The sequence below is a fragment of the Frankia sp. BMG5.60 genome (assembly GCF_059428125.1).
The window spans coordinates 834,975-851,822 of sequence record NZ_CM182091.1; the positions used below are offsets into that span (position 1 = coordinate 834,975).

Genomic DNA, 16,848 nt, shown 5'->3' on the forward strand with positions numbered 1-16,848 from the left:
TCCACCGCTCGCGGCCGGGCTGCGAGCCGCCCTGACGGAGGAAGGCGGGTTTTCCAGCGGCCCCGGCGGCCCCGGCGGGCCGAAGGTCCGGGCCGGCGTGCCGTTCGTCCCTGTCCGCCGCAGGCCGGTGGGGACATCCTCGGCACAGGGCCGCCGCGTGGCACCGCGCGGCCCCCACGGGCCCCGTGCCGCCGACGTCCAGGAGGCAGGTCGTGCGCGCCGACGAGATCATGACACCCAAGGTGTGCGTGGTGACCCCCGACACCCCGCTCAAGGAGGTGGCCGTCTTCCTCGTCCACCGCGGGGTGGGCGCCGTCCCCGTCGTCGACGAGGACGGCAGGCTGCTCGGCATGATCACGGAGGCCGACCTCATCGCGGTCGAGTCCACCCCCGACCCCCGCCGCCACCTCCGCCGCGACCTGCCGATCGACGACCGGGTGCCCCGCACCGCCGGCGAGGCGATGACCAGCCCCGTCGTGGCCGCCCGCACCGACACCGATGTCGCGGACATCATCCAGACGATGCTGTCCGAGCACATCACCCGGATGCCCATCCTCGATCAGGACCAGCGCCTGGTCGGCCTGGTGAGCCGCAGCGACCTGCTCCGTCCGCTGGCCCGCCCCGACGCCGAGATCGCCGCGGACGTTCGGGACGTGCTCGCGCGGTGGGACGGCGGCCTGCGCCCGACCGTCGAGGTCGCCGAGGGCGAGGTGACCCTCGTCGTCGCGGGCCTGCCCGAACCGGAGACGGCGTTGCGGCTGGTGCGGGCGGTGCCGGGAGTGCTCGCGGCCCGGTTGAACCCCGGCGAGGACGATCAGCCCGGGTAGGCACCGGCCGGCGGCATCCCTGTATACAGGGATGCACTGTGACGTCCTGGCCGATCATCCCGACCCTGCGCGGCTACCGGGCCGCATGGCTGGGTCGGGATCTCGCCGCCGGTCTGACCCTCGCCGGCGTGGCCGTACCGGAGCAGGTCGCCACCGCGGGCCTGGCGGGAGCACCGGCCTGGGCCGGCCTGTACGCCTTCGTCGCCGGATCGCTGATGTTCGCCGTGCTCGGCCGCCATCCCCAGCTTTCGGTGGGGGCCGATTCGACGATCGCGCCGCTGCTGGCCGCGGCGGCGGCGACCGTCGGCTCCCCGGGCAATCCTCCCTACGTCCAGTCCCTCGCGATCCTCGCGGTGATGGTCGGACTGCTGGTCACTGCGGTCGGTCTGCTCCGGCTCGGCTGGATCTCCCAGTTCCTGTCGACGCCGGTGGTCACGGGGATGCTGGCGGGCATCGCCGTGCAGATCCTCGTCCGCCAGCTCCCCGCCGTCCTGGGCGTCCCCGGGGAGGGGACGAACACCATCGGCCGGTTACGTGCCGTCGCCGGCCGGCTCGGCCACACCAACGGCTGGGCGGTGACCATCGCGGCGCTCGTCATCGCTGTGATCGTCGCGGGCGAACGCCTCGACCGCCGCATACCGGGTGCGCTGCTCGGCGTGATCGGATCGACCGCGGTGGTCACCTGGCTCGGGCTGGACTCCCGCGGCGTCGCGACGGTCGGCCCGGTCCAGACCGGCCTGCCGACCGTCGGCCTGCCGTCGGCGCCGTGGAGCGAGGTGCGCCACCTCCTGCCGGCAGCGCTGGTCGTCACATTCCTGTGCGTGATCCAGACGGCGGCGACCGAGCGCGGGGCCGCCCCGGCCACCGGGACCGCGGGCGACTTCGACCGCGATCTGGTGGCCGTGGGTGCCGGCAGCCTGCTGGCGGGCCTCGGGGGATCGTTCGCGGTGAACGCGAGCCCGCCGCGGACCGCGATCGTGGTCGCGACGGGCGGTCGCACGCAGGTCTGCGCCGTGGTCGCGGCCGTCCTCACGCTCGGCTTCGCCACCGGGGCTGCCGGCGTGCTGCAGAATCTGCCGCAGGCCGCCCTCGGCGCCATCCTCGTCTTCGTCGCGTCCCGGCTGCTGCGGATCACCGAGCTGCGCACGATCCTGCGGTTCGACCGGCTCGAGTGCGCGCTGGCCGTCGTCACGACCGCAGCGGTGGCGCTGGCCGGGGTCGAACAGGGCGTCATCGTGGCGATAGTGCTGGCGCTCGCGGACCGCACCTGGCGGGCCGCCCGTCCCGCCGATGTGGTGCTGGGCCGCGAACCCGGTACCGATCACTGGATTCCGGTCGACGTCGGGCAGCCGACCGAACAGGTGCCCGGCGTGGTCGTCTACCTGCTCTACGGCCCGCTCTGGTACGGCAACGCCGACCACACGGCCGCCCGCATCCGCGACCTCGTCGACGCGGCGCGCCCACCGGTGCACGCCTTCGTGCTCGACGCCGGCGGCATCTCCGACATCGACTACACGGCCGCACAGACCCTGCGGGACCTGCTGCACAGGCTCGCCCGGCGGGACGTCACCGTCGGCATCGCCCGGTCGTCCCACCTCGTCCACCACGACCTGGTTCACGCCGGCCTGCTCGCCGCGCTCGGCCCGGACCGCCTGTTCATGACGGTCGAGGACGCGGTGGTGGCCCTGGCCGCGAGGGGATGAGACATGCTCTGCGGTGACGGCGGCCGGGCCGCCCGAGCCTGGCATGCGCTCACCGCCGACGAGGCCGGCGCCGCACTCGACGTCGACCCGGCCGAGGGGCTGTCGAGCGTGGAGGCCGCCCGCCGGCTGGCGCGGTACGGCCCGAACACGCTCGCCGAGCCTGCCGTCGAGCCGGTCTGGAGGCTGTTCCTCCGGCAGTTCGCGGACCTGCTGATCGCCATCCTGGCGGTGGCGGCGATAGTCAGCGCGGTCGTGTCGAAGTCGCTCGAGACACCGATCGTCATCGGCGTCGTCGTGCTGGTGAACGCCACGCTGGGTTTCATCCAGGAGACCAGGGCCCGGGCCAGCCTCGCCGCGCTGCGCGGCATGCTGACCGCGACCGTGTCGGTGCGCCGCGACGGCACCGCGAGACAGATCGACCCGGCGGACCTGGTGCCCGGCGACATCGTGCTGCTGGCCGCCGGTGACCGGATCCCGGCCGACGGCCGGCTGGTGGAGGCGGCCACGCTGGCGGTCGGCGAGTCGACCCTGACCGGGGAGGCCGCACCGGCCGGCAAGGGCACCGGCGCGGCACCGCCCGACGCGGCGCTGGCCGACCGGTCCGACATGGTCTACATGAACACGGTCGTCACCCGCGGCCGCGGGCTCGCGGCAGTCACCGCCACCGGCATGGGCACCGAGATCGGCCAGATCGCCGAGCTGCTCGAACAGACACCGGTCCGGCGCACGCCGCTGCAGCGCCAGGTCGACCAGCTCGGCCGGACCATCGCGGCGATCGCCGCCGCCGTGGTCGTCGTCGTGGTCGCGCTCGGGGTCGCACAGGGACGTGACCTCGCGGACCTGTTCCTCACGGGGGTGTCGCTGGCGGTCGCCGCCATCCCCGAGGGGCTGCCCGCGGTCGTCGCGTTCACCCTCGCGATGGGCACGTCCCGGATGGCGAAACGCAACGCGATCGTCAAACGGCTCGCCGCGGTGGAGACGCTCGGGTCGACCTCGCAGATCTGCACGGACAAGACCGGCACCCTGACGCGCAACGAGATGACCGCCACCGGGATCTGGTCGGGTGGTCGGGAGCTGAGCGTCACCGGGCTCGGCTACGGCCCGGACGGCCGCATCCACGACGGGGACGGTGCCCCGGCCAGCCTGCCACCCGTCGCCGTCGAGGTGCTCGCGCTGTGCTCGGACGCGACCGTCGGCGACGGGCAGCTCGTCGGCGACCCGACCGAGGGCGCGCTGGTGGCACTCGCCGCCAAGAGCGGAGTGGACGTGGGCGCCTGGCGCCGACGCCGACCCCGCCTCGCCGAGGTCCCGTTCGACGCGGACTACCGGCTGATGGCGACCGTGCATTCCGTCGGGGATGTTGCCGAGGAAGCCAAGGGAGCCAAGGAAGCCGACGGCGGGCGCCGGGCTCCCGCGGCCGACGGCGGCGCCGGCCGGTCGACCCGCCTGCTCGTCAAGGGCGCTCCGGACGCGCTGCTGGAACGGTCGACCGCCCAGCTCGACCGCAACGGCGACGTGGTCGAGCTCGACGACGTCCGCCGGCAGAGCTGGCGCGAGGCCAACGTCGCCCTGTCCGGCCGGGGACTGCGGGTGATGGCGCTGGCCTACCGGGATGATCCTCCCGGCACCGTTCCGCTGCCGCCGGGCGATCCGCTGTCCGGGGTGGCGCGGTTGGCGATGATCGGGCTCGTCGCGATCGTCGACCCGCCGCGGGAGTCGGCCGGACCGGCGCTCGCCGCCTGCCGCGAGGCCGGCATCCGGGTCCGGATGGTGACTGGCGACCACGCCGGAACCGCCGCGGCCATCGCCGGCCAGCTCGGTCTCGACGGCGACGTCGTGCTCGGCCGAGACCTGGACGGCTGGGACGACGAGGAGCTGTGCCGCCGCATCGACGGCATCGCCGTGATCGCCCGGGTCGCGCCACAGCACAAGATCCGCATCGTGAAGGCGTTGCAGGAACGTGGCGACATCGTCGCGATGACGGGCGACGGCGTGAACGACGCCCCGGCGCTGAGCATGGCGGACATCGGTGTCGCGATGGGCCGTTCCGGCACCGACGTCGCCAAGGACGCCGCGGCGATGGTGCTCACCGACGACGACTTCGCCACCGTCGTCGAGGCGGTGCGCTCCGGTCGCGGAATCTACGACAACATCGTGAATTTCGTGAAGTTCCAGCTCACCACGGCGATCGCCTTCGTGGCGATCTTTCTCATCGCTGGATCCGCGGACATCATGGCCGGCGCGCCGTTCACCCCGGTGCAGATCCTCTGGATCAACCTGATCATGGACGGCCCGCCGGCGATGTCGCTCGGGGTGGACCCGCCGGCCCCCGACACGATGCGCCGCCCGCCCCGACCGGCCGGGGAACGCCTGCTGACGGGCCGCCGGCTGGCCCGCATCATCGGCCTTGCCGCCGTGATGGCGGCCGGCACGCTCATCGCGATCAGCGTGCTGCCCGGCCCGCTGCCCGACGAGGGCGCCGGGACCACCGCGGGCACGGTGGCCTTCACCACCTTCGCGCTGTTCCAGGTCTTCAACCTGCTCAACCTGCGCAGCGACACCGCCTCGGTGTTCACCGCCCGCACGCTGGCGAACAGGGCGGTGCTGGGCGCGGTCCTCGGCGTCGTCACGCTCCAGGTCCTGGTGGTCGGCGTCCCGGCGCTACGCGGCTTCTTCGAGACCGCGCCGCTGGACTGGCGGGAATGGCTGCTGGCGACGAGCGTCGCCTCCTCGGCCCTGTGGCTGGAGGAGCTCCGCAAGCTCCGCCACCGCATCGCCACCCGGGCCCGCTACCCGTCCTGACCGGCCGGCACGGGACCTGTGGCCCACCGGCGCCGGACGAAGGTCTCGGCACCGCCGACCCCTCCGGGGCCGATCGGGTGGTGCCCGGCTCGGGACAGGATCACCGGTCGCGGACATTGCGGACATTACGGATCTGCGGACCCTGTAACCGTCCGGCCTGCCGGGAGACATCTTCGCCCACGCCGTGGCGGAGCTCGGCCCGTTCCTGGTCTTACAGGGACGTCAGCCCACAGTTCCGCGGGTGCCAGGGGGCGTGCGGCATCGCCGGTGCCGGTCATCCGCGGACGCAGACTCCGCGCAGCGGGGGCGCCTGGGTCTGCCGCGCGAGGATCGCGATCGTGCGGTCATCCCGGACGGCCCCACCGGCGTGCTCGGCGACCTGCGCGAACAGCCGGTGCAGCAACCCGTCGGGGGAGTCCGTCCCGGCGCGCGCGGTGGTCAGGGGAAGCACGCCGAACTGATCGCCGTGCTCGTCGCGGGCCTCGCTGATGCCGTCGGTGTACAGCAGCAGGCAGTCCCCGACCGCCATGGTCAACGACCGCGACGACCAGATCTCGGTCCCGGCGAACAGGTCGGAGAGGATCGGCCCGGTCGGGCCGAGCGCACGTGGTTCGCCGCCCTCCCCACCCGTGGCCGGGTATGCGGGGAGATGCACGACCGGCGGATGCCCCGCGTTGACGTAGTCCACGTGGCCCGACCGGGTGTCGGCCACCGCGAGGAAGGCGGTGGCGAACATCTCCCCGAGGTCACCGGCCGCGGCGACGTCGGCCATCGCTCGGCTGACCACGACGTCGGGGGTCGCGCCGGCGCGCAGGTACCGGCGCATCGCCTCTCGCAGGCATCGCGCGAACCGCGTGGCCCGCTCGTCATGTCCGGCCGCGTCGCCGACGCACAACGCGAGCCGCCCGTCGCCGATGTCCAACACGTCCACCCAATCCCCGCCGCTGCCGGGAATCACGGCCAGCGAATGCCAGTAGGCCCCCATCCGGGGGGACTGTCGGCCCACGCAGCCAGACGCCTGGGCCACGGGATCGGTTTCGTTCCGAGCTGCGGCAACTGGGGAGTGGCGCATGGACGTCTCCAGACTCGTTCCACGGGGGGACGTGCTGCTGTGACCAGCCTCTCCACGGCACAAGGCCGTTACCAGGGACTTTTGGAGTGCCGGTGCGGGCCGGGTCGCCCGGATCGCCCCGCTGCCAGGACCGGTCCCGGCCGAACGCGACTGTCCTGCGGGCGGAGCGGGACGGGCGGCTTGAGATCGTGCCGGCGCCAACCCCGATGACGTTGGTGGACGAGGGCGACAGGGTGATCGTCGTCGCCGAGCCTGACAGGCCGGTACTGACCGCGGACCTGGTAGGCACCACACTGGAACGAACCCGGCGATGAAGGTCCGGCGGAACATCACGCGGTGGCCGGCGTTCCACCGGTTCAAGCAGTCACCGGCGGCGGGCCGTTGCGGCGCTCCGGCCGCTCCGGCGAGCCCGGCGCACCCGCGACGGAACCCGGCTGGGTGGCCGAGCCCGGCTCACCGGCGGCGGAATCCGGCTCGGCGGCGGAATCCGGCTCGGTGACCGAGCCCGGCTCGGCGGGACGCGGGCCGCGGGTTCCGCCACCGCGGCGCCCGTCGCGGCGGGGGGACCGGCCGGCGCGGCGCTTCCGCCAGGACTCCGTCAGCGTGTCGTGACGCCAGTCGTCGCCGAAGCGGTACGCCTCTCCCTCGACGGGTGCGTCACGGTCGACCAGCACCTCGTCGTCGAACGGCATGGGCGGCGCCGTGCCCAGTTCGACGCGCTCCTTGAACAGCTTGTCCCGCCAGCGCTCACGGCCGATGGAAAGCCCGGCGGCGACAATCCCGATGAGCATCAGGATGATGCCGACCGTGGTCCAGTCGATGTTCTCGGAATCGGAGTGGACGGCAAAGGTCAGAATTGCTCCCACCCCAACGAGCAGGAGACTCAGTGCGGTTGCCATGAGAGCTATGATCCGCCGGCGGCCAAGGCGCCCCCACTGCCATCGGACCCGGCGTTCGCAGCATTTAGAGGTGCAGTTCGGGTCTTTCGACAGTGGGCTTTCCGGCCTTTCGTTCCAACGCCCCACCGGGCCGCCGCCAGGCCGGGCACCGCGGGCACGCGCCGATGGGAGCACCCCGGTCGAGCATCGTGCCGACTTCCCCGGCGATCCGCCGGCAACGCCCGCCGACAGCCACCTGAACCAGGGCGGTTGGTCACCTCGGACCATGCCTGAAGAAACCTGAAAGCACGCGGCGGCGGCGACATAATGGAAAGAGAGCGACCGACACGAGGAGGATGGTGTTCATGACGACTAAAACCCATCGTGACCGGCATCTGGCAACATTTCCTGGACTCGCCTGGCCGTGGGCCGAGGAGGGCAGAGTACTGGCGCAGCGGCTCGTCGGGCTGCGGGACGACATGCTTCACGTGGAGGAGACGACCGAGGCGGGAATGCACGTCGTCCGGGCGGAGATGCCCGGTATCGACCCGGCCCGCGACGTCGAGATCACCATCGCCGAAGGTGTTCTGTCGGTGCGGGCCGAGCGGCGCGAGGAGAAGACCGAGAAGAGGGAGGGCGGCTACCGGTCGGAGTTCCGGTACGGATCGTTCTCGCGGAGCCTGCCGCTGCCGGCGGGAGCAAAGGACGACCAGGTCGCCGCCACCTACAAGGACGGCATCCTCGAGATCAGGGTGCCGGTTGACGACCGGCAGGCCAAGGCCGCGACCCGCAAGGTCGAGGTACAGCGCGGCTGACCCGCCCCGGCCGGGCCCGCACCGCAGGCCCGGCCGCGGTCCCCTGTCCGGCGGCCGGTCCACCGGCCTCGCGAGAAGCATGAGGTCCCAGCCATGGACGCCCCAGACGAGGACACCGGCCGCGGCGGCGGCGACGCAGCGCCGGCGGCGACCGCCTCCCCGGGCACCGTCGGCGGGCGCATCAGCGGCGTCGACGAGAACATCCATGTCCAGGTGTGGCAGCCGTCGTCGGCCCGGCCGATCGGCGAGTCGTGCTGCCTGCCGGCGGGTGGTACGGACCGTGGTCGACCAGTCAGCGCCGCGCGAGGTCGCGGCGCGCCGCGTCGACCAGCAGTTGGCGTTCGGCCGCCGCGAGCGCCCGGCGCGCCGGCCCCACCGCGTCCGGGTTCACCGAGATCGAGGTGATGCCGGCGCGCACGAGGTGCTCGGCGAACTCGGGATGGTTCGACGGCGCCTGCCCGCACAGGGACGAGGTGATCCCGGACACGGCGCACGCGTCGATGATGCGCGTGATCGTGTCGAGCACCGCGGGGTCGGACTCGTCGAACAGCTCCGCGCAGGTCGCGGAGTCCCGGTCGACGCCCAGCACGAGCTGGGTGAGGTCGTTGGAGCCGATCGAGACCCCGTCGATGCCCATCGCGGCGTAGGTCGGGATCCAGAAGGCCACGGAGGGCACCTCGGCCATCACCCAGCGGTGCAGCCCGCGGTCGCCGCCGAGCGGGCTCGCGTCGACCGCCTCCAGGCAGGCTTCCAGCTCCCAGCGGGTGCGCACAAACGGGATCATCAGGTGCAGGTTGGGGGTGCTCTGGCGGACCTCGGCGAGTACCTCCAGCTCCAGGGCGAACAGCTCCGGCTCGCGGACGTAGCGGTAGCAGCCACGGTAACCGATCATGGGATTCGCCTCGACGGGCTCGAACGCCTCGCCGCCCCGCAGCCCGCGGAACTCGTTCGTCCGGAAGTCGGTGGCCCGGTAGACGACCGGGCGCGGCGAGAACGCCCGCGTGATCCGGCTGAGGCTGCTGCTCATCCGGGCCACGAACTCGGCCCGGCCACCGTCGGCGAGCAGCCGCTTCGGGTGCACCCCGCCGAGCGCCTCGGTCAGCAGGAACTCGGCACGCAGCAGGCCGACGCCGTCGACGGGCAGGGCCGCGACCTGCTCGGCCCGCTCGGCGACGGCCAGGTTGACGTACAGCCGGGTCGCCGTGACCGGCGGGTCGCCCGCGGCCGGCGCGCCGGGTTCCCGCCCGCTCGCCGTGATGACCGGCCGGCGTGGCTCGGTCGGGGCGAGGCCGCCGCGCACCGTGCCACGGCCGCCGTCGACCGTCACCGGCTGGCCGGTGCGTAGCACGCTGGTCGCGGTGCGGGTACCCACCACGCAGGGGACGCCCAGCTCCCGGCTGACGATCGCCGCGTGGCAGGTCACCCCGCCGCTGTCGGTGACCACCGCCGCGGCCCGCCGGATGGTCGGGACCCAGTCCGGCGAGGTCATCGGGGCGACCAGGATCTCGCCGTCGCGCAGCGTGCCGCCCTCGTCCGGGGATACCAGCACCCGCACGAGCCCACTGGCCGTCCCCGGCGCGGCGCCGATGCCGCCGACCAGCGGCGGCGCCTCACCGTCCACGGCCTGGCCGGTGTCGGGCCGGCCGGCCGCGTCGGGTCCGGTCCGGTCCGCGTGCAACGTGGTGATCGGCCGGGACTGGACGAGGTAGGTGTGACCGCCCTCGATCGCCCACTCGGTGTCCTGGGGCTCGCCGTAGTGCTCCTGCACCCCGTCGACCAGGCGGGCGAGGGTGCGGATCTCGTCGTCGCTCAGCACCCGCGCGCCACCCTCGTCGGGCTGCAGGGCGATCCGCTGGTCGGCGCCGTCGGGGCCGCGGACGATCTGGTGACTCTGCACGCCTGTCCGCACCTCGGCGATCCTCGGGCCCGCCCTGTCCACCACGTACGTGTCCGGGACGATCTGTCCTGAGACGATCACCTCGCCGAGGCCGAAGGCCGCCTCGATCACGATCCGGCCGGTGTCCCCGGTCGCCGGGTCGGCGCTGAACGCCACCGCGGAGCGGTCTGCGTTGATCATGCGCTGGACGACGACCGCGATCGCGGGTTCGTCCCGGACTCCCCGGCTGGCGCGGTAGGTCAGGACCCGCTCGCCGAACAGGGAGGCCCAGCAGCGCTGGACCGCGTCGACGAGCGCGTCCTCGCCCCGGATGTTGGTGAACGTCGCGTTCATCCCCGCGAAGGAGGTGCCCGCCGTGTCCTCGCTCGTCGCCGACGAGCGGACGGCCACGAAACCGCCGCCGAGCTTGTGGTAGGCGTCCACGATGTGCGCGCGCAGCTCGGGGCCGATGGCGATGGCACCGACCAGGTCGCGCAGGCGCCGGGAGCGCGCGGCCAGCGCGCCGGCATCGGCCGCGTCGGCGCCGGCGAGGTCCCGGGCAAGCTCCGCCCGCGCCCCGGACCGCTCCGCCTCGGCCAGGTAGGCCGCCGCCGGTATAACGAAGCCGGGCGGCACCGGAAAGCCCGCCGCCGTCAGTTCCCCCAGGTTCGCGCCCTTGCCTCCGGCGACACCGGTGTCCGCCGCGCCCAGCTCGTCGAACCAGACGATCGATCGCGTCCGTGTATCCATGGCCGTCCCGTCTCCTCATGTGCCGGTCCACCCTGGCGGCCTGCGGGACCGCGGCGGACGGTGCACTCGGTGAACCGCGGTCGACGTGCTCCGGAGACCGACTGGGATGATCCGGGGTCGCGGCCGGTGCCGGCATCCTCCCCGGGGCACGCGGCGGGGGTAGGGAGGACCTCGCCGGCCACGCCGAAGGTCCCGAATGGGACAGTCCCGAACGGGGCAGGTCAGGCCGGCACCTCCTGGCCCGCCAGCGGGACCGGCGGGGTGTCCGCCAGCGAGAAGTAGTCCTCCTCCTCCTGCGCGAAGTGCAGGCGCAGGACCGCGTACAGCCCGTAGAGCAGCTGGCGCAGGTCACGGACGTCGTCCCGGTCGAGGTCGGCGGGATCGAGCTCGTCGAGCAGCCGGCCGAGCCGGCGGACGAGATGATGGATCTCCATGTGCGCCCGGCTCATCATGGCGGTCGACTCGCTCCCCCCGAACACGCTCGTCAGCACCGGGTAGAACTCGGCGTCCTCGGCGTCCTCGTGCGGCAGCAGCTCCTCGACGCAGAACCGGTGGGCGGCACCGGCGCGACGCAGGATCTCGGCCGGTTCGGCGTCGTCGGCCACCGCCGCCGCGCTGCGCAGCAGGTCCAGCCCGGGGCGCAGGCGGTGGTGTTCGGCGGCGAAGTGCTCGGACATCGCCGCCTGCTCGCCGTGCAGGGACACCGACCGGTCCCGGCCCGGCCGCAGTGCCCGCAGCGCGTTGCCGATGGCGGCGATGTCGATGCCCTCCTGCAGCAGCGCCCCCGGCGCCGGGGCCAGGCCGCCGAACGCCGCCACGATCATGGCGATTCCGGACAGACCCATCCCCAGCAGGACGCACTGCCGGGCGATGGTCCCCGAGCGCGCGGCGATCGCCATCGCCTCGGCCAGCCGGTCCAGCCGGTCGACGGTCAGGACGACGTCCGCGGCCTCCGCGGACGCCGTGGTTCCGCGCGCGGCCAGCGCCACCCCGACCGTCGCCGCGGCGAGGGCCGGCGCGTCGTTGACACCGTCACCGACCATGACGGTGCTCGCGGTGCGGCCCTCGGCCCGGACCGCGGCGAGTTTGTCGGCCGGTGTGCACTCGGCGATCACCTCGTCGACGCCGAGCCCGGCCCCGACCGACTCGGCGACCTCGGCCCGGTCACCGGTGACCATGACGATCCGGCGCACCCCGGCGGCGCGGAGCCGGTTGATCATCCGCGGCGCGTCGGGCCGCGGCGGGTCGTCCAGCAGCAGCGCACCCGCGAGCCGCCCGTCGACGCCGACGAACACCGCGGTCGATCCATCGAACGTGCACCGCCGCCGGACCGTGCGAACCCACCGGCCGCCGGCCTCGGCCACCGGTGCGACCCCTGGTGCGGCCCCGGCAGCGGCCCCGGCCCAGGCGGCGGTTCCGACCGCGACCAGCCGGCCGGCCACCCGGCCGCGGATCCCGGTACCGGGTTCCTCGACGACGTCCTGCGGCATGGCGAGCGGCAGGTCTCGCTCCCGCGCCTCCCGGACCAGTGCCGCGGCCAGCACGTGCGGCGACACCTGGTCCAGGGAGGCGGCGAGCCGGACCAGCTCGGCGGGGGCCGGCCCCGTGGCCGCCGCCGAGTCCGTGACGACGTCGGTGACGGTCGGGCGGCCCACGGTGAGGGTGCCCGTCTTGTCGAACAGCACGATGTCGGCCCGGCCCAGCGCCTCGAGGGCACCACCACCCTTGACGATCACCCCACGGCGGGCGGCCCGGGACAGCCCGGAGACGATCGCGATCGGCACGGCGAGGATCAGCGGGCACGGGGTGGCCACGACCAGGACGGCCACCGCCCGGTCCGCCTGCCCGGACAGCGCCCAGGCCAGCGCCGCCAGCAGGATCGCCACCGGCACGAAGGCGAGGGCGTAGCGGTCCGCCATCCGGACGGAGCCCGCCGAGTCCGCGCGGGCGGACTCGACGAGCCGGACGATCCCGGCGTAGGCGCTGTCCTCGGCCGTGGTGGTCGCGCGCAGCTCGAACGGGCCGCCCGCGTTGAAGGTCCCGGACCGGACCGCGTCGCCCGCACGCTTCGTCACGGGCACCGGCTCCCCGGTGAGCGTCGACTCGTCGACCACGGCCGTGTCCCGCTCGACGCGGCCGTCGACCGGGACCACCTCCCCCGCGCCGACGACCAGCAGGTCACCCACGACGATCTCCGCCACCGCGACCGTGTGCAGCGTGGTGCCCTCGCGACGCCGCGCGCTACGGGGCGCGGCGGCCTGTAGCTGCCGCAGGGCCCGCTCGGCGCGCTCACCCGCCGCGGCCTCCAGCAGCCGCCCGGTCGCCAGCATGACCGCGACCACCGCGCCGGCCAGGTACTCGCCGACGGCGACGGTCCCGATCAGGGCCAGCACGGCGATCACGTCGACGCCGGCCTTGCGGTCACGCAGCCCGGCGACGACGCTGGCGACCGCCGGGACCAGCGCGATCCCCGCGGTCACGGCCCAGGCCACCGCGCTGATGCGGGTCTGATCCACGAACCACCCGACGGCGCCGACCGCGAGGCCGCCGAGGGCCAGGCCGACCAGCAGAGCCGCCCGCCTCCGCGGGGTTGACCAGGCCCGACCGTCGACCACGCCCGGTTGCGCGTCGGCCGCAACGGCAGACTCCCGAGAAGATTCTCCGCCCATGGTCATCACCCATCGTCGCGTGTGCCCCCGGTGCTGACTGCGGTACGACCGGCTCAGCACAGGATCCGTCCCGAAATCCCGTGCTGCCCTGCCCTGCATCCTGCCCCGCGCTGGGCCGCACTGCGCTGCGCTGCGCTGCGCCGCACTGTGCGCTGCGGGGGCTGGATGTCCGTCAGCAGCGGTCCGTTCGCCGGCCGCGGGTCATCGTCGCCTGCCACGGCGGCGGGCGGGACCGGCGAAAGTCACGCGCCGCGCGGCCGAATGGCCCGAAGGGGCGGTCCAGCGCCCGGCGATCACTCCCTGGCCTGCCGGTTCCGTCACTCCCTGGCCTGCCGGTTCCCTGCCCCGCAGACGCCGCTCCCGCCCGGCCAGGGACCTGTGACCCACCGACGCCGGACGAAGGTCCCGCCGCCGCCGGTCGCGCGCGGGCCGATCGGAAGGCACGCGGCCCGCGACACGACCGCCGGCCGCGGGTATTCCGGACCCTGCGACGGCCCTGCGATCGGGCGAGCATCCCTCCGAGAACAGAACCACCGCGACAGGCCACGACGCCGCTCGGCCTCCCGGCCGGGAGGCCGCGAAGGAACTCTGATCGGAGGTAGCGGTGTCCGCCGTGAAGACCGCAACGCCGCGTGGTCGGCCGGATGCGTCGGATCCTCGCGAGCCGCTCGCGCTGCTGTTCCGTGACCTGCGCAGTGGCCCGGACGGGCTGAGCGGCCGGGAGGCCGCCCGGCGGCTGCTCGCCGACGGGCCGAACGAACTGTCCAGGCGGCGGGGGCGCACCTGGCCCGGTGAGATCGGCCGCCAGCTCGTGCACCCGCTGGCGCTGCTGCTGTGGCTGGCGGCGCTGCTGTCCCTGGCCTCGGGCAGCACGGTGCTCGCCGTCGCGATCGTGATCGTGGTGTTGCTGAACGCCGCGGTCGCGTTCGTCCAGGAACGGCACGCCGAGCACGCCGTGGAGGCGCTGGCCGCCTACCTGCCGCCGCACGCGACGGTGGTCCGAGACGGCAGCGAGCTCAGCGTCGCGGTCCGCGAGCTCGTCCGCGGAGACCTGATCGTGATCGGCGAGGGTGATCGGGTGCCGGCCGACGCGCGGCTGCTTCGCGGCTACGTCGAGGTGGACCTGTCGATGCTGACCGGCGAGTCGGTTCCGGTGCCGCGCACGGCCGGCGACGAGCCGGACACCGGCCCGTTGCTCTCCGCACAGGACCTGGTCTTCAGCGGCACCACCTGCACCGCCGGCTCCGCGCGCGCGATCGTGGTGGCGACCGGCATGCGCACCGAGATCGGCCGGGTCGCGGCGCTGAGCGAACGCGTCACCCGGGACGAGAGCCCCCTGGAACGGCAGGTCCGCCGGGTCGCCTGGCTGATCGCGGCGGTCGCGGTGGGGGTCGGACTGGCCTTCCTGCCACTTGGCGTCCTCGCCGGGCTCCCGCTGGACGAGGCGCTCGTGTTCGCCATCGGCCTGCTCGTCGCGAACGTACCCGAGGGCCTGCTGCCCACCATCACCCTCGCGCTCGCGGTCGGCGTGCGGGTGCTCGCCCGCAACGGCGCGGTCGTGCGCCGGCTCAGCGCGGTGGAGACCCTCGGCTCCACCACGGTGATCTGCACCGACAAGACCGGGACGCTCACCGAGAACAGGATGCGGCCGGTCCGGCTGTGGACGGCCGCGGGCGACCTGGCCGTCGGCGACCCCCCGCCGGCCCGGACCCGGTCGGAGCCGGCGGCCGACGCGACCGGTCCGCCGGCCGTGCCCGCATCCGTGTCCGGCCCGCTCGGTCAGGCCCTGGCCACCTGTTCCAACGCCGATCTCGGTGATCCCGACCGCGGGCGCGAGGCCCGGGGAGACCCGACGGAGCTCGGGCTGCTGCACGCCGCACGATGGCTCGGCGCCGACACCGACCCGGCGGCGCGCAGCGCCCGGCGACGGTCCGAGGCCCCCTTCGACTCCCGCGTCCGGCGGATGTCCACCGTCGACGAGGTCGAGCCCGGCCGCCTCGTCGCGTCCGTGAAGGGCGCCCCCGAGGCGATTGTCGAACGCTGCGTGAGCCTGGCGACGCCCGCGGGGACGCGCCCGCTGACCGACGCCGACCGCGACGGGTTCACCCGGCGGCTCGCCGACTTCGCCGCCGAGGGGCTGCGGGTCCTCGCCCTGGCCGACCGCGAGCTGCCGGACGGGCATCCGGCACTCGGCCAGCCGGCCGGCGAGGTGGATCGGGACGCCCTGGAGTCGGATCTGCGGCTGCTCGGCATCGTCGGCCTGGCCGATCCGCCGCGCCCGGGCGTCCGCGAGGCCGTCGACGCCTGCCACCGCGCAGGCATCCGGATCAACGTCGTCAGCGGCGACCACGCCCTGACCACGGCCGCCATCGCCCGCCAGGTCGGCATCGGTGGGGCGGGCACGCCGGGCCTGCAGGTGATCTCGATGGCAGACCTCGACGATCCCGGCGAGGCCGACCTCGACGCCCTCCTGCGCGACGAGCGCGAACTCGTCTTCGCCCGCAGCTCGCCGGAGATGAAGCTGCGGATCACGGATGCCCTGCACGCCCGGGGCGAGGTCGTCGCGATGACCGGCGACGGCGTGAACGACGCCCCCGCCCTGCGCCGCGCCGACATCGGGGTCGCGATGGGGCGCTCCGGCACGGACGTGGCCCGTGAAGCGTCCACGATGGTGCTCACGGACGACAACTTCGCCACGATCGTCCGCGCCGTCGGGGCCGGCCGCCAGGTCTACGACAACGTCCGGAAGTTCATCGTCTACATCTTCGCCCACGCCGCTCCGGAGCTCGTCCCGTTCCTGGTCTTCGCGCTCTCCGGCGGCGCGGTGCCCCTGCCGCTCACCGTCCTGCAGATCCTCATGATCGATCTGGGCACCGAGACGCTGCCGGCGCTGGCACTGGGCCGGGAGCCGGCCGAGCCGGGGCTGATGGAGCAACCGCCGAGGCCGCGCGGCGAGGGAGTGATCCGACCGGTGATGCTGCTGCGAGCCTGGGCCGTCCTCGGCATCGTCTCCGCGGCCGCCGTCATGGCCGTCTTCTTCACCGTGCTCTGGCGCGTCGGCTGGCACCCGGGCGACTCCGTCGCCGAGGGCACCCCGCTGCACGAGGGGTACCTGCGCGCCACCACCATGACGTTCCTCGCGATCGTGGCCTGCCAGGTCGGCGCGGCGATGGCCGCCCGCACCGAGCACGCCTCCCTGCGGGCCGTCGGGCTGTTCACCAACCGGCTGCTCCTCGCCGGCATCGCCTTCGAGATCGCCTTCGCGGCCGTGGTGGTCTACACGCCCGCCCTGCAGCCCCTGCTCGACACCACCGCGGTCCCGCCCTCCGACCTGCTGCTCCTGCTCCCGCTGCCGGTTGTCGTCTGGGGCGTCGACGAGCTGTGGCGGGCGTGGCGCCGCCGCCGGGCGGCGGTTCCCGCTCAGCCGCTCCCGCCACCACCCCGGCACTGACCGAT

General features: G+C 74.1%; 9 protein-coding genes. 5 read left to right on the forward strand and 4 right to left on the reverse strand.

Going from position 1 to position 16,848, the window contains the following annotated elements; translation table 11 throughout:
• Positions 1-212: 212 nt before the first annotated feature.
• Genes AC5R91_RS03585 through AC5R91_RS03595 form a run of 3 tightly spaced genes read left to right on the forward strand, consistent with a single transcriptional unit; the run spans position 213 to position 5,332 of the window.
• A complete protein-coding gene (locus AC5R91_RS03585; protein ID WP_495395665.1) occupies positions 213-827 on the forward strand; it encodes a CBS domain-containing protein in 615 nt (204 codons plus the stop codon).
• Positions 828-865: 38 nt separating this feature from the next.
• Entirely contained in the window at positions 866-2,530 is a 1,665-nt protein-coding gene (locus AC5R91_RS03590) for a SulP family inorganic anion transporter (protein ID WP_495395666.1), read from the forward strand.
• 3 nt (positions 2,531-2,533) lie between these two features.
• Positions 2,534-5,332 (forward strand): cation-translocating P-type ATPase, encoded by a 2,799-nt coding sequence (locus AC5R91_RS03595; protein WP_495395667.1) that lies wholly within the window; start codon positions 2,534-2,536, stop codon positions 5,330-5,332.
• A 274-nt stretch (positions 5,333-5,606) separates the two neighbouring features.
• Here AC5R91_RS03595 and AC5R91_RS03600 read toward each other — a convergent pair whose 3' ends face one another.
• Together AC5R91_RS03600 and AC5R91_RS03605 are read right to left on the reverse strand one after the other, a co-directional pair.
• Positions 5,607-6,263 (reverse strand): PP2C family protein-serine/threonine phosphatase, encoded by a 657-nt coding sequence (locus AC5R91_RS03600; protein ID WP_495395668.1) that lies wholly within the window; start codon positions 6,261-6,263, stop codon positions 5,607-5,609.
• A 497-nt stretch (positions 6,264-6,760) separates the two neighbouring features.
• Positions 6,761-7,303, reverse strand: coding sequence for a hypothetical protein (locus AC5R91_RS03605; RefSeq protein WP_495395669.1), 543 nt, complete (start codon positions 7,301-7,303; stop codon positions 6,761-6,763).
• 344 nt (positions 7,304-7,647) lie between these two features.
• Between AC5R91_RS03605 and AC5R91_RS03610 the strand changes: the two genes are divergently transcribed.
• On the forward strand, positions 7,648-8,097 hold the full coding sequence (locus tag AC5R91_RS03610) for an Hsp20/alpha crystallin family protein (RefSeq protein WP_495395670.1): 450 nt from the start codon (positions 7,648-7,650) through the stop codon (positions 8,095-8,097).
• 292 nt (positions 8,098-8,389) lie between these two features.
• On the opposite strand, the gene ppsA is transcribed toward AC5R91_RS03610, so the two are convergent.
• Both ppsA and AC5R91_RS03620 read right to left on the reverse strand, forming a co-directional pair.
• On the reverse strand, positions 8,390-10,723 hold the full coding sequence (ppsA, locus tag AC5R91_RS03615) for a phosphoenolpyruvate synthase (protein WP_495395671.1): 2,334 nt from the start codon (positions 10,721-10,723) through the stop codon (positions 8,390-8,392).
• 221 nt (positions 10,724-10,944) lie between these two features.
• Positions 10,945-13,398, reverse strand: a complete 2,454-nt coding sequence (locus AC5R91_RS03620) for a heavy metal translocating P-type ATPase (protein ID WP_495395672.1) — start codon at positions 13,396-13,398, stop codon at positions 10,945-10,947.
• Positions 13,399-14,005: 607 nt separating this feature from the next.
• Between AC5R91_RS03620 and AC5R91_RS03625 the strand changes: the two genes are divergently transcribed.
• Positions 14,006-16,843, forward strand: coding sequence for a cation-translocating P-type ATPase (locus tag AC5R91_RS03625; protein WP_495395673.1), 2,838 nt, complete (start codon positions 14,006-14,008; stop codon positions 16,841-16,843).
• Positions 16,844-16,848 lie beyond the last annotated feature (5 nt).

What these genes read in the sequence shown, in the direction of transcription:
- AC5R91_RS03595 (WP_495395667.1), top strand. Translation starts at nt 2,534, where the DNA reads ATGCTCTGCGGTGACGGCGGCCGGGCCGCCCGAGCCTGGCATGCGCTC.
- AC5R91_RS03605 (WP_495395669.1), bottom strand. Translation starts at nt 7,303, where the DNA reads ATGGCAACCGCACTGAGTCTCCTGCTCGTTGGGGTGGGAGCAATTCTG.
- AC5R91_RS03610 (WP_495395670.1), top strand. Translation starts at nt 7,648, where the DNA reads ATGACGACTAAAACCCATCGTGACCGGCATCTGGCAACATTTCCTGGA.
- ppsA (WP_495395671.1), bottom strand. Translation starts at nt 10,723, where the DNA reads ATGGATACACGGACGCGATCGATCGTCTGGTTCGACGAGCTGGGCGCG.
- AC5R91_RS03620 (WP_495395672.1), bottom strand. Translation starts at nt 13,398, where the DNA reads ATGACCATGGGCGGAGAATCTTCTCGGGAGTCTGCCGTTGCGGCCGAC.